The sequence below is a fragment of the Devosia sp. P1_H9 genome (assembly GCF_056405135.1).
In genome coordinates, this window is the sequence record NZ_JBFUCQ010000008.1 from 145,470 (window position 1) to 158,658 (window position 13,189).

The window sequence follows — 13,189 nt, forward strand, 5'->3', positions numbered from 1 at the left end:
GTGCCGTTTCTTGGTTGTGGGTTCCGCTAGTAGCCGCGCACGTCCGGCCAGCGGATTTCGATCCCCTCGAGGGCGAGGTGAGCCTGGAAGTTGCCAAGCTTCGCGTCATCGGCCTGCACCTGGTGCGGCGTCAGTCCCTCGTTGAGGCAATGTGCGGCGAGCACCCCGGCGGCCTCACCGATGTTCCATTCGATCGGGTGCAGCCGGTAACAGCCGTTGGTGATGTGCGTGGTGCCGATGTTCTTGCCGGCCGGCAGCAGGTTGGTCATCCGCTGCGGCAGCAACGCGCCGAGCGGGATCTCGAACGGGCACGAAGCCACGTCGATGTAGTTGTCGCCGCCGGTCGAGGGGTGCAGATCCAGCCGGTACATGCCGATACCGACGCTGTCGCGATAGTTCACCGCGCCCTGCTCGCCGCGCGTCGCATAGGACAGGTCCTGCTCGACGATGGTGGTCACCGCCCGGATGCGCCGGCTCTCCCGGATATAGGGCGCCATCGCAAGTCCGTGGCTGGTGCCGGTGACATCACCGCGCAGCCGCAGGCCGGGGAACCCCTGGCCGCCGTCTTCGCGCGGTGCCTCGGTCTGTAGCCAGTAGAACACCGACATCGACAGCTCGGCCGCCTCGGCCAGCCGCGCCTGGTACACGTCCTCGGGCACGTCGATGATCGGCGCCTCGAAATAGTCGAGCATCGGCCAGTTCACGAGGCAGATGTCGGATTGATAGGCGCCGGGCACAAAGTTGCCCCGCGCCGCGATGCGCCGGAACGTCCACAGGTTCCCGTCGCCCGGGTTCTTGCGCTGGTCCGCGTCGACCAGCGTCGGATCATCGTCCGGGTTCGGCGTGAAGCTGCGCACCGTCGGCAGGAGCGTGCGCGGATGCGGGGCGCGGAAGCCGATCAGCGGCCCGCCCCAAAAGCTCGGGGTCAGCGCGCGCCACTTCTCGTAGTTCTTTGGCTTATCGATCCGCTGGTCGCCGTCGACATGGTCGATGGCAAAGCAGATCGATACCGCCTGCTGGTTGTCCGGCTGCGCCACATCAGGCGCCGACGGCTCACCTGTCTCGGCCTGGGACTCGAAGCCGTTGACGTATTCCGTGCCGGTCATCGGCAGCAGGTCGCCCAGTTCCGTCGCGTCGATGATGTATTTCGCCGACACCACGATCCGCTCGCCGCTGTCGCGATGCCTGAGCGTCACCGCGCGCACCCGGTCGCCGTCGGTCTCCGCCGATACCGGCTTGTAAGGCTGCAGCACGGTGAGCTTGCCGCCGCCGCGATAGGGCATCAGCATCGCTTCCATCACTGCCAATCCGACCCGCGGCTCGTGGCAAAGCCGCGACACAAACCCGCCGCCGGGGTTGAGGTCGCCCCAGGCGCGGCTCTTCTCGGTCAGCGGAAAATGATCGCGATAGTACTGCCTGATGCCGTTGCGCAGCGCGCGATAGCTGCGGGTGATGCCGAACTGTTCGACCCAGCTGTGCTCGTCGGGCGGCACGGCCTGGCTGGTCATCTGCCCGCCGATCCAGTCGTATTCCTCGGTCATCACAACGGTGCGCCCGCGGCGCAGCGCCCCGAGCGCTGCCGCCACGCCGCCGAGGCCGCCGCCGATGATCGCGATATCTGCCGAAAACTCTTTCACTTGAAATCCGCCGCTAGGTTGGGAGTGCCGAGGGTTTCCCCTTCGACCGGTTCGCAGGCGAGCAGCACTTGCTCGCCCTCGGAATTGGCTTCGATCCGCTCGGCCAGCATCTGCGTGGCGCGCCGCGCCATCTCTTCGCGCGGGATCGAGAAAGTGGTGAACCGCGTCCCGGACTGCACCGGCCGGATATGGCTGCCGAGCACCACGATCGAGAGGTCGCCCGGCACCGACAGCATCTGCGAACGCGCCGCAGCTTCGACCACCACGGCGTCCGCCAGTTCGGTGAAGAACACCACCGTGGCACCGGACTTGCGGATCGCCTCGAGCACCGGCAGGGCAGGGCCGCCCACCTCGGGGATGTGCAGCGCCAGCTCGGCGTCCCCGAGCGCGGCGTTGAACCCGGTCCAGCGATCGACCGACGACTCCGCGCCCTTGCTCGGACCGACAAAGGCGAGCCGCGTGTGCCCCTTGGCCTTGGCGCGGCGCACCATCTCGGCGGTGCCGGTGACATAGTCGGCGCCGACATAGGGCACCGGCGCGCCGACCGGATCACGGCGGCCGACGGCGACGAACGGGTAGTCCCCCTGCACCAGGCGCTTCAGCTCCGCCCGGTCGAACTCGCGCCCGAGGATCAGGCAGCCGTCAGCGAGGCGTAGCCGGTTGTTTTCGTGGAAGATCTTGCGCTTGCCGCGCTGGCTCGGCGCCCCGGTGAGGAGCAGCAGGTCGTAGCCCAATGTCTGCGCCGCCTCCTCGATGCCGAACAGGAAGGGTGCGAAGAAGTCGGCCTGCGCGCTGGGGAAAGCCGGCTCGTAGGTGAAGACGCCGAGGATGCGGTTGAGGCCCTTGGCCATGCGGCGCGCGATCGGATCGGCGACATATCCGGTCTCGCGGATCGCCTTCTGCACCCGCTCGCGCGTCTCTTCCGGAATGCGCCCTTCGGCCGCTTTGGCGTCGTTGAGCACCAGGGAAACCGTGGCCTGGCTGACCCCGGCAAGCCGGGCAATGTCCCGCTGCGTAAGCCGTCCGCCCTTGGCCAATCGATCCTCCAAAATCCGCTAATACGTATTAGCAGTTAATGCGTATTAGCAGCGATGGCGGAGTGGAGTCAACCGGCGCTGGCGCGGCTGTGGAAATGGGTGGCTTGAAGGTCAGGCCGCGGCGATGAGCGCTTTGGTGTAGTCCGCGGCGATGGCGCCGGAGCGCAGTTGCTCGCGGGTCAGCGTCTCAACCGGCTGGGCGTTGCGCATCACCATCAGCCGCTCGCACATGTAGCTGATGACCGCAAGATCGTGGCTGACGATCACGAACGTGAGGCCGAGCTCTTTCCGTAAGCGGTTGAGCAGGTTGAGGATTTCGGCCTGGATCGAGACGTCGAGCGCCGAGGTCGGCTCGTCCAGCAGCAGCACTTTCGGGCTCAGCGCCAGGGCCCGGGCGATGGCGACGCGCTGGCGCTGGCCGCCGCTGAGCTCGTGCGGGAAGCGGAACTGGAACTTGGCGCCGAGGCCGATCAGCTCCAGAAGTTCGGCGGTGCGGCGCTCCGGGTTCGCTATCCCATTGATTTTCATGGGTTCTGCGATCTGCTGGCCGATGACGTAGCGCGGGTGCAGCGAGGAGTAGGGGTCCTGGAACACCATCTGGACCACCTTGGCGAGTTGTTTTCGCGGGGTTTTCCGGACGTCGAGGCCATCGACCGCGATGCTGCCGGTCCAGTTGGCGTTGAGGCCCATGATGGTGCGGAGGATGGTCGATTTGCCCGAGCCGGATTCGCCGACAAGGCCGAAGCTTTCGCCGGAATCGACTAGAAATCCAGTGTTTCGAACGGCCAAAGTGCCGCTGAAGTCTACACTTAGATCATGAACTTCCAGCATGCTTCAGGCCTCCGCCCAACTTGCGTCGCGATTGAGCACGGGCAGCGGTTCCAGCGTGCCGTCGATGGCGGGCAGACACGAAAGTAATCCCCGCGTGTACGGGTGTGTGGCCTCGTGCAGGCGGCTCGCTTCGATGCTCTCGACGATGCGCCCCGCATACATGACGATCACCCGGTCGCAGAACTTGCTGACGAGGTTGAGATCGTGGCTGATGAAGATCAGCCCCATGCCACGACGAGTCACCAGCTCATCGAGGATCGAGAGCACCTGGGTGCGAACGGTGACGTCGAGCGCCGAGGTGGGCTCGTCTGCGATCAACAGGTCCGGCTCGCGCACCACCATCATGCCGATCATCACGCGCTGGCCCATGCCGCCCGAGAGCTCGTGCGGGTAGAGCGAGAACACCCGCTCCGGTTCGCGGATATGCACCGCCTCGAGAATGCCGAGCGCCTTCTTCTTCGCCTCGCTGCCGGAGATGCGGTGGTCGCCGATGCGGATCGCCTCGACGATCTGCTTGCCGACGGTCATCACCGGGTTCAGCGAGAATTTCGGATCCTGCAGGATCATCCCCATCCGCCCGCCACGCAGCGAGCGGCGGAGCTTCGGACTGGCCGACTTCAGGTCGATGCCGTCGAACATCATCTTGTCGACGCTAATCCGCGCATAAGGCGGCAGCACGCCGAGCAGGGCGCGGCCGGTCAGGCTCTTGCCCGATCCGCTTTCGCCGACGATGCCGAGCTTCTCGCGGCCGAGCGACAGCGACACGCCGCGCACCGCATCATTGTACCCACCTTCGTCGTTGCGGAAGGCGATGTGGAGGTTCTCGATCTCGACGAGATTGCTCATTTGCGCTGCCTCAGGTGCGGGTCGAGCAGGTCGCGCATCGCGTCGCCGAGCAGGTTGAAGCCGAGCGACACGGTGAAGATCGCGATGCCGGGCACGGTCGCCACCCACCACTGATCGAAGATGAACTTGCGGCCGGTGGAGATCATCGCGCCCCACTCGGGCAGCGGTGGCTGCGCGCCGAGCCCGATGAAGCCGAGGCCGGCGGCGGTGAGGATGATGCCCGCCATGTCGAAGGTCATGCGCACGATCACCGAGCTGAGGCACATCGGGATGACGTGGAACACGATGATGCGGAATTCGCTGGCACCGGCGAGGCGCACGGCGTTGACGTAGTCCGAGTTGCGCACCACCAGCGCTTCGGCACGCGCGAGGCGCGCATAGGGCGGCCAGGCGGTGAGCGTGATGGCGAGCGCCGCGTTGGTGATGCCCGGTCCGAGCGCCGCGACGAACGCCAAAGCCAAGAGCAGCTTGGGGATGGCAAGGAACACATCGGTGACGCGCATGAAGATCACGTCGACCCAGCCGCCGACTGTGCCGGACACAGCGCCGATGATCAGCCCGATCGGTGCCGAGGTGACGATCACCAGCGCCACAATCAGCAGGGTCAGCCGCGAGCCGTAGATGACGCGCGAGTAGATATCGCGGCCGAGCTCATCTGCACCGAGCCAGAAGGTGGCGCTCGGGGCCGCTAGCCGATCGCCGAGGCTCGGCAGATACGGATCATGGGTCGCGAGCAACGGCGCAAAGGCGGCGCAGAACAGCAGCACCACCACGATAACCAGCCCGACCACGCCCAGCGGGTTGCGCATGAAGCGGCGGCTGAAGATCTTGAACTCGGCCCAGCGGGCGGCGCGCACCGCGCGCTTCGGATCGTCGACGAGATCGGGGGTGACGCTCATTTCGCGAACTCCCGCGAGCGCGGATCGAGCGCGCGGTAAAGCACGTCGCTCAGCATGTTGAGAAGGACGAACACCACGCCGACCAGGAGCGTGCCACCCAGCACGGCGTTCATGTCGGCTGCGAACAGCGAGGAGTAGATGTAGTTGCCGATGCCCGGCCACGAGAAGATCGTCTCGATCAGCACCGAGCCCTCGAGCAGCCCGCCATAGGAGAGCGCGATCACCGTCACCAGCGGGATCGCTGCGTTACGCAACGCGTGCCCGGCAACGGCGCGGAGCTCGCTGGCGCCCTTGAGGCGGGCGGTCAGCACGTACTCGCGGCTCAACTGGTCGAGCATCACCGAGCGGGTCATGCGCGAGATGTAGGCGAGGCTGTAATAGCCGAGCAGCAGCGCCGGCAGCGTCATGTGGCTGATGGCGTTGAAGAAGATGTCCCACTCGCCGGCGATGGCGCTGTCGATCAGGATCGAGCCGGTGATGCGGTCGACCACGCCGACATAGAACACATCGAGCTGGCTCGGGCCCGAGACCCAGCCGAGGAGGTAGTAGAAGACGAACAGCCCGACGAGGCCGAGCCAGAACACCGGCACCGAATAGCCGACGAGGCCGACGACGCGCAGCACGTGGTCCGGCCACTTCTCGTGCCAATAGGCCGAGGCGACGCCCATCGGCACGCCGAGCAGCACGCCGATGATCAGGCCGATGGTGGACAGTTCAAGCGTTGCGGGGAAGAAGTTCATGAGGTCGGTCAGAACCGGCCGTGAGGTCGAGAACGACGTGCCGAAGTCGCCGCGCAGGAGCTTGCCCAAATAGTCCCAGAACTGTGCCCAGATCGGCTTGTCGAGTCCGAGCTCGAGATAGACCTTCTGGTACACCTCCGGCGTCGCTTTCTCGCCCACGATCGAGAGCACCGGATCGATAGGCAGCACGCGGCCGATAAAGAAGGTGAGGGCAGCAAGGCCGACGAGAGTAATCGCCACCGTGATCAGCCATGAGCCGATGTCGATGAAGATGCGGAGGGGGCGGTTCATTGGGTTGCCCCGGTTGCTGATGGGCTTGTGAGGGAAACGTACCCCCACCCCTGTCCCCTCCCCTCAAGGGGGAGGGAGACGCTAACCGCAGACGCGGTGTCTGTGGGACGAAGACAGGTCGTGAGGGTCTCCCTCCCCCTTGAGGGGAGGGGACAGGGTTGGGGGCAGTTTTGAGAACTGATGTTCGCCAAGAGTCGCTCCGAGGAGAACCGGAGGCCGGTGGCCTCCGGTTCAGGATTGTGAGTTATTCCTTCGTCACGCCGCCATAGCGGTCGTCGGAGAAGGTGATGCCGAGCACCACGCCCTTGACGTTCGAACGCATGGCAACCTTGCGGCTGTCCTGGAACATGAACACGAACGGCGAGGTGTCGGTGTGCAGGCGCTGGGCCTCATCGTAGAGCGCCTTGCGCTTTTCGACGTCCTGTTCCTGCACGGCCTGGTTCACCAGCTCGGAGACCTTGCCCGAGTCCCAGCCGAAGCGATCGGCGAGGTTGCCCTTCTGGCCATCCGGATCCGACGGATCATGGTTGCCGAAGGCCTTGGCGTTCGAGTGCGGATCGGGATAGTCCGGGCCCCACAGGCCGAACCAGATGTCGAGATCGTGCGAGCGGTAGCGATCGAGCCACGGGCCGCCGTCCACAACCTGCAGGTCGAGATCAACGCCGATCTGCGACAGCGTGGCCTGCACGGCCTGCGCGTAATCGGGGTAGGGCGGCACGTTCCAGACAACGGTCGCGAGCTTGATCGGCGTGGCAACGCCGGACTCGGCGATCAGCGCCTTGGCCTTCTCGATGTTGAGCGAGTAGGGGTTGTAGTTGATGCCACCGCCCAGGAACCCGTCCGGGATCATGGTCTGGTGCACCTTGATGGTGCCCTTGCCGATGGTATCGGCGATGCCCTGGTAGTCGACGGCCCACTTGATGGCTTCGACGACCTTCGGATTGCTCAGCGCCGGGTTACGCACGTTGAGGCCGAAATAGTACATCGTCGAGGACACGCCCTCGAGCACCTGCACGTCGGGGTTCGCCGACACGGCGCCGATATCGTCGGGGCCGAGCTTGTTGGCGATGTCGATGTCGCCCTTCTCGAGCGCGAGACGCTGCGTCGCCGACTCCGGCATGTGCTGCAGGAAGACGCGGTCGACGCCCGGGGCGGTGCCCCAGTAGTTCTCGTTGCGGCTGAGCAGGATGGAAACCTTCGGATCCCACTTGGTCAGCACGTACGGGCCCGAGCCGGCCGAATTCTCGGACTTTAGCCAGGCGTTGCCGTAGTCGTTGGAACCGTCTTCCTTGGTCCCCTCGTGCTGCTTGACGATAGCTGAGTCGACGATGCCGCCGGTGAAGGACGACAGCACGTAGAGCACGAAGCTCGGAGCGTACTTCTGGTCGACGACGAGCTGCAGGGTCTGCGGGTCGATCGCCTTGATGTTGTCCTTCACGTTGTCCTTGTTCAGGCCGAACTGCGTGAGGATGAACGAAATGCGGCTATCGAGCAGGATGACGCGCTGTAGCGAATACTCGGCATCGGCCGCCGTCACCGGATTGCCCGAGGCGAACTTGGCCTTCGGGTTCATCTTGAAGGTGAAGGTCTTGCCGTCTTCCGACACCGACCAGCTCTCGGCGAGCACGCCGGTGATCTTGGTCGGATCGGCCGGATCGAAGCTGACCAGCGGCTGGTAGATCTGCTGGCTGGCCAGCACGCCGCCGACTTCCGACACTTCGGCCGGATCGAGCGTGATGATGTCGTCGATCGCGTCGGCGATGACGAGGGTATTCTTTGGTGTTTCGGCGATCGCTCCGGACGCGGTCATCACCGCGCCGACGGCAACCGCCATAAGCGTCTTGAACAAACGCATGACAGTCTCCCTGGTTGAAATCTTGAGGCTCCGGCTGATGAGGCCGGTTGTCGTCGTAGTCGTCATCTCTCGCTGATCTCCTGGGTCAGTTTACTGATCCCGCCTGGGTCAGTTTATTGATCCCCTGGAAGGTGAAGGTCAGCGCAGCGATGGGTAGAAGGGTGTGGATGGCGGCGAGTGCCGCCTGGGTGAAAATGCCGGCATCGCCGAGCAGCGCCACGACGCCGCGCGTCTCGCCGGCAATCACGATCGGGAAGCACGAACAGGCGCCATAGCCCATGGCGACGAGGCCATCCGTCTCGGGCAGGAAGGCGGCCATGCCGGCTACGCTGTTGCCGACGAGGGGCTTCATCTGCTTGAGGATCGTGTTGTTCCAGACGTCGTCGCCCACCGGGTCGACATTGCCGATGGGAAAATCCACGGGGTTCGAGGTGCCGATCCGGTGCGTGACGCTCTTGTCCGGCGCCGTCGCGATGAAGGTCGCGGTGCGGATGCCGGGGATGGCGGTGAAGAGCTCCGACAGCACGGCGAACAGCTGCGTCGGACCAGCTGCGAGGGCTGTACCGAGCTTCTTCGCGATCATCGGGTCGACAACGCTCATTCGGGGAACAGCCTCATCGTTCCCACCCAGAGTTCGAGTGCCGTGCCGGTGCCGATATTGGTGCCGCGATGCGGCTTGCGGCTGTCGAAGTGCAGAGTGTCACCGGGGCCGAGGCGATATTCGATGCCATCGACCTCGTAGAGCATCTCGCCTGAGACGAGATAGACGAAGTCCTCTCCCTCGTGGCTCATCATCTCGGACGCATGGCCGGGCGGCACGTGCGACAGGCAAGCATTGAGCTTGGCATCGGGGAAGCCGCGCTCGAGGAACTCATAGAAGCGCGAGGTGCCGCCGACCTTGTAGGTCTGCCGCTTGCCGGAATGGCTGACCACGCTGTGCTTGCGCGCCGGGGCGGAGGACACGAACATGTCCACCGTGGTTTCGAGCGCCTTGGCCACGTTGTAGAGCGAGGCCAGCGACGGCGTGGAGATGCCGCGTTCGATCTGCGAGATGAAGCCGACCGTCAGCGAAGCTTCTTCGGCCACCTGCTGCTGCGTCTTGCCCAGTTCCTTGCGACGGTCGCGCAGGCGCTGGCCGAGGCTGGGGTCGATCGGAGTAACCGTCTCGGCCGGATCGGAACGTTTTTCGAACTTCAAGACTGGCACGGGCGCCCTCGCGATTTTAGTGACACTAAAGAAGCGCGCGCCCGAGTCAATCCCGGCAGAAAAAGGTCGGCTATCGGGATCGCTAGCTCTGTCTCAGCTCCCACTCGATGGTGCGGCGCAACGCTTGTTCCTCGGGAACGATTTCACTGTAGCCCAGTTCCGCCCGGATACGAGCGGAATCCAGCGTTAATGGGTAGCCGAGATCACTGGAATCCGCACGATCGGCCAACGCTCCGCCGGCCTCGGCGTCGACCAGCACGATTTCGCTGTCGATACCCATCACCGTCAGGATGGTGCGGGCCCAGTCGGCTTGCGTGCGCACGAACGGCTGCGCGGCGTTGTAGATACGGCCGGCTGCCTCGGGTAGGGTGGCCGCCAGCGCCAGTGCCTCCGCCACATCGTCGATATAGGCATAGGAGTTGAGCCAGGCTGCACCCCGCCGGTCGAGGCGGAAGGGCTCGCCCGCCTTGGCGCCCTTGATGGCCCAGCCGAAGCGATGCTGCTTGTCGTCCGGCCCAAAGATCATCGGCAGCCGCATCACCGTTGCCTGCGGCGCCCCGTGCGCGAGTGCGAACTCCTCGATCGGGATCTTGTCGTAGTCCTCGAACAGGTCGTCCTCGACCCCCTGGGGCCGGCGCGAATTGCCGCGATAGGGGTAGCGCAGGGAGCGTAGCGGCGAGTCTTCAGTGGCCGGCTCCGGCCGGATTGCCGGGCTCTCCTTTTTCAAGAGGCCGCCATAGTTCGAGTAGACGTCGGTCGAGCTGACCATGATGTAGCGCGCCCCGGCCTTGGCCGTCGCCTCGATCACCGGCTGCGTGTTGCGCAGGCTGATAGTGAAGATGTCGATGACAGAGGTGACGCCGTTGGCCTGCAGCAGCTTGGCCAGCGCCTCGCCGTCCGTCCGGTCGGCCTTCTCGAATTTCACCCCGTCGGCTAGCGCCACCGGGCTCTGCCCGCGCGCCACGACCAGTACTTCGTGTCCGCGCTCCCTAAGCCGCTTCGCCGTAGCGGTGCCGAGAAATCCCGTGCCCCCGATGATTGCGATGGTCATGCCGCCGACTCCTTTTTTCGTCAAAGAGCCGGGAGATTGTTCGACAGGGGAGGGGCCGCGCAACCCCGAATGTCCCGGATGGGACATCCTGCCTGACCTAGTTCAGCAGCCGCCCGTGGTGTCGCAGCACCAGCCCGACCGCGCCCATGCAGGCGCCGTTGTCGGAGAACTGGCTGGGCCGGAGGATGGTGCGGGCCATGTCGGGAACGTCCCCATGCTTGACCAGCGTGTAGCGCTCAAAGCTCTCGGCCAGGGGCCGCATCAGGATGTCGCCGGCCATCGCTAGCCGGCCGCTGACCACCACCAGCGTCGGATTGAACACCGAACCGATCAGCCCGAGGCCGTGCCCGCCGGCTTCCCCCGCCCGCGCGATCAGCCCGCGACAGGTGGCGTCGCCGGCAACGGCCAGGTCCACCACGTCGGTGAGGCGCATCGAGCGCCCGAAATGCCGTTCGGCCTCGGCCAGCGGCTCGCGGAAGCTGGCATAGACCTCAATGCAGCCGCGGTTGCCGCAGCGGCAGAGCGGGCCGTGCGGATCGAGCACCACGTGCCCGAATTCACCGGCGCCGCCGGCGATGCCCCGCAGCACCCGGCCGCCCGAGACGATGGCGCCGCCGACCCCGAGATCGAGCGTATAGACCACGAAATCGTCGTGTCCCTGCGCCGCGCCCCAGGTCATTTCGGCGATGGCCGAGCAGTTGGATTCGTTGTCGCAGAAGATCGGCACGCCTTCGAAAATCGGGCCGAACAGCTCGCGCATGTCGACGCCGGCCCAGGTCGGCATGCCGCCGGCGCGCAGCACCTTGCCGGTCACCGGATTGACGGGGCCGCCCACCGCGATGCCCACTCCGAGCAGCCCATCGCGACCCTGCCACTGGCCCTCGTAGGCCTCGGCGATCAGCTGCCGGACGTGCTGGATAGCCGTTTCCGGCGAATAATCCAGCTCGAGATTGGCCGAACGGTCCGACAATACGCTGTGGGAAACGTCGGCGAGGATCACCTGGATTTCCGTCTGCCCGATGAGGATGCCGATGCAGGTGCCGGCCCGCGGATTGAGCGTCAGCGCCGTCGCCGGCCGACCGACGCCGCCGGCAGATTCGCTGCCGACCTCGACCACCATCTTCGTGCGACGAAGCTCGGTGAGGGCCGTGGAAACGGTCGATTTGGCTAACCCGGTCAACCGGGCAATCTGTGTTGCGCTTAGCGCGCCGCGCTCGCTCAGGGTGCGCACGATACGGCCGGACGGCGTGCCTAAAGCACTGTCAGCCAGTAGAGATTTGAGCTCGATCCGGTTCACGCTCTCCCCTCCCCAAGCGCGTTGACAAGCCGAATAAGTTCACCATAGAACTAATACGACGGTGCGCAGGAGGATGTGCACCGCCGGGAGAAAAGCGCAAGTAGCCACAGAGGTCGGCCATAAGAGCCGGGTGGGAGACGGGCGCTTTCAAGGGAGAGAGACACAAATGAACTTCAGGACCAAGGTCGCGGTTTCCGCGGCCACTTTGCTTACGGCTGCGCTGCTCTCGGGCACCGCAATGGCCGCCCCCAAGGTGCTCATGCTGCACCAGTGGGCATCCGGCAACGACGCTGCCTCCATTGCCAAGCTCGGTGAGATGTTCACTGCTGCCGGCGGCACCTGGGAGCAGACCGCCATCGCCGGTCACACCGCCAACACGCTGGCAAAGCTCCGCGCCGACGTGGTTGCCGGCAACGCCCCCGCTGCCGTGCAGCTGAAGGGCCCGGAAATCGCCGAGTGGAACGCCACCGGCGGCACCGCCGACATGGACGAGCTCGCCAAGGCCGAGAACTGGGATGCGGTCGTTGCGCCCGAACTGCTGCCGGTGATGAAGCCGGAAGGCAAGTGGGTCGCGGCCCCGATGAACATCCACCGGATCAACTGGATCTGGGGCAACAAGGCCGCCATGGAAGCTTCCGGCGTGACCGAACTGCCCAAGACCTGGGCTGACTTCAACGCCGCCTGCGACAAGGCTGTCGCCGCCGGCAAGGTCTGCCTCGCGCACCTTTCTGCCGACTGGACCGACGCCACCACCTTCGAGACCATCGTCTACGGCCAGGACCTGGAACTCTACAAGAAGGCCTTTGTCGAGGCCGACGTCGACGCCCTGCGCTCGCCTGGCATGATCAAGGCGTTCGACCAGATGCGCCTGATGGTTTCGAAGTACATGGACCCGGCCATCGCCGGCCGTGACTACGACACCGCCTCTAACATGATGGTCAACGGCGACGCGCTGTTCTTCATCATGGGCGACTGGGAACTGGGCGCGATCAAGTCGGTGGGCCATGAGCCCGGCGGCGACATCCTGTGCGGCCAGTCCCCAACCGATTGGGCCGGTGACGGCTTCATCCTGAACTCGGACTCGGTGGTGTTCTTCAAGCAGAAGGATCCCGACTACCAGGAAGGCCAGAAGCTGCTCGCCAGCCTGATCCTGTCGCCGGAATTCCAGAAGGTGTTCAACATCACCAAGGGCTCGATCCCGGCTCGCCTCGATGTCGATCTGAAGGACGGCTTCAACGTCTGCCAGCAGCAGAGCCAGGCTTCGCTCAAGGCTTCGATCGAAGGCGGCACGCTGGTCCGTTCGATGGCCCACAACATGACGGTGCTCCAGAAGTATCGCGGCGCGATGATGGACACGATCACCGAGTTCGTGAACACGCCTGAGATGACGTCGGAAGAAGCGGCCAACCTTATGGCGTCATCTCAGGCGTGTTCACGAACTCGGTGATCGTGTCCATCATCGCGCCGCGATACTTCTGGAGCACCGTCATGTTGTGGGC

General features: G+C 65.0%; 12 protein-coding genes. 1 reads left to right on the top strand and 11 read right to left on the bottom strand.

Going from position 1 to position 13,189, the window contains the following annotated elements:
• Positions 1-26 precede the first annotated feature (26 nt).
• From AC1DYL_RS17140 to AC1DYL_RS17190, 11 genes are all read right to left on the bottom strand, one after another.
• Entirely contained in the window at positions 27-1,637 is a 1,611-nt protein-coding gene (locus AC1DYL_RS17140) for an FAD-dependent oxidoreductase (protein WP_477174095.1), read from the bottom strand.
• Complete coding sequence (locus AC1DYL_RS17145; RefSeq protein WP_477174096.1) at positions 1,634-2,674, bottom strand: LacI family DNA-binding transcriptional regulator; 1,041 nt, start codon at positions 2,672-2,674, stop codon at positions 1,634-1,636. The genes AC1DYL_RS17140 and AC1DYL_RS17145 overlap by 4 nt, the downstream gene beginning before the upstream one ends.
• 111 nt (positions 2,675-2,785) lie before the next feature.
• Positions 2,786-3,505 carry an ABC transporter ATP-binding protein gene (locus AC1DYL_RS17150; protein WP_477174097.1) on the bottom strand — a complete coding sequence of 240 codons (720 nt, stop codon included), beginning with the start codon at positions 3,503-3,505 and terminating at the stop codon, positions 2,786-2,788.
• A gap of 3 nt (positions 3,506-3,508) precedes the next feature.
• Positions 3,509-4,351, bottom strand: a complete 843-nt coding sequence (locus AC1DYL_RS17155) for an ABC transporter ATP-binding protein (protein ID WP_477174098.1) — start codon at positions 4,349-4,351, stop codon at positions 3,509-3,511.
• Entirely contained in the window at positions 4,348-5,250 is a 903-nt protein-coding gene (locus tag AC1DYL_RS17160) for an ABC transporter permease (RefSeq protein ID WP_477174099.1), read from the bottom strand. The genes AC1DYL_RS17155 and AC1DYL_RS17160 overlap by 4 nt, the downstream gene beginning before the upstream one ends.
• Positions 5,247-6,281: an ABC transporter permease gene (locus AC1DYL_RS17165; protein WP_477174100.1), complete on the bottom strand. Its 1,035-nt coding sequence runs from the start codon at positions 6,279-6,281 to the stop codon at positions 5,247-5,249. Before AC1DYL_RS17165 ends, AC1DYL_RS17160 begins: the two co-directional genes overlap by 4 nt.
• 244 nt (positions 6,282-6,525) lie before the next feature.
• Positions 6,526-8,136 carry an ABC transporter substrate-binding protein gene (locus AC1DYL_RS17170; protein ID WP_477174101.1) on the bottom strand — a complete coding sequence of 537 codons (1,611 nt, stop codon included), beginning with the start codon at positions 8,134-8,136 and terminating at the stop codon, positions 6,526-6,528.
• A gap of 85 nt (positions 8,137-8,221) precedes the next feature.
• A complete protein-coding gene (locus AC1DYL_RS17175; protein ID WP_477174102.1) occupies positions 8,222-8,737 on the bottom strand; it encodes a GAF domain-containing protein in 516 nt (171 codons plus the stop codon).
• A complete protein-coding gene (locus tag AC1DYL_RS17180; RefSeq protein WP_477174103.1) occupies positions 8,734-9,333 on the bottom strand; it encodes a helix-turn-helix domain-containing protein in 600 nt (199 codons plus the stop codon). The genes AC1DYL_RS17175 and AC1DYL_RS17180 overlap by 4 nt, the downstream gene beginning before the upstream one ends.
• A gap of 91 nt (positions 9,334-9,424) precedes the next feature.
• Positions 9,425-10,393 (bottom strand): NAD-dependent epimerase/dehydratase family protein, encoded by a 969-nt coding sequence (locus tag AC1DYL_RS17185; protein WP_477174104.1) that lies wholly within the window; start codon positions 10,391-10,393, stop codon positions 9,425-9,427.
• 97 nt (positions 10,394-10,490) lie between these two features.
• Positions 10,491-11,690 carry an ROK family protein gene (locus tag AC1DYL_RS17190; RefSeq protein ID WP_477150476.1) on the bottom strand — a complete coding sequence of 400 codons (1,200 nt, stop codon included), beginning with the start codon at positions 11,688-11,690 and terminating at the stop codon, positions 10,491-10,493.
• Positions 11,691-11,856: 166 nt separating this feature from the next.
• Between AC1DYL_RS17190 and AC1DYL_RS17195 the strand changes: the two genes are divergently transcribed.
• On the top strand, positions 11,857-13,137 hold the full coding sequence (locus AC1DYL_RS17195; protein WP_477174105.1) for an ABC transporter substrate-binding protein: 1,281 nt from the start codon (positions 11,857-11,859) through the stop codon (positions 13,135-13,137).
• Positions 13,138-13,189: the final 52 nt, after the last annotated feature.

Coding starts and splice junctions, on each gene's coding strand:
- AC1DYL_RS17170 (WP_477174101.1), bottom strand. CDS start 8,136: ATGCGTTTGTTCAAGACGCTTATGGCGGTTGCCGTCGGCGCGGTGATG.
- AC1DYL_RS17150 (WP_477174097.1), bottom strand. CDS start 3,505: ATGCTGGAAGTTCATGATCTAAGTGTAGACTTCAGCGGCACTTTGGCC.
- AC1DYL_RS17165 (WP_477174100.1), bottom strand. CDS start 6,281: ATGAACCGCCCCCTCCGCATCTTCATCGACATCGGCTCATGGCTGATC.
- AC1DYL_RS17155 (WP_477174098.1), bottom strand. CDS start 4,351: ATGAGCAATCTCGTCGAGATCGAGAACCTCCACATCGCCTTCCGCAAC.
- AC1DYL_RS17160 (WP_477174099.1), bottom strand. CDS start 5,250: ATGAGCGTCACCCCCGATCTCGTCGACGATCCGAAGCGCGCGGTGCGC.
- AC1DYL_RS17195 (WP_477174105.1), top strand. CDS start 11,857: ATGAACTTCAGGACCAAGGTCGCGGTTTCCGCGGCCACTTTGCTTACG.
- AC1DYL_RS17175 (WP_477174102.1), bottom strand. CDS start 8,737: ATGAGCGTTGTCGACCCGATGATCGCGAAGAAGCTCGGTACAGCCCTC.
- AC1DYL_RS17185 (WP_477174104.1), bottom strand. CDS start 10,393: ATGACCATCGCAATCATCGGGGGCACGGGATTTCTCGGCACCGCTACG.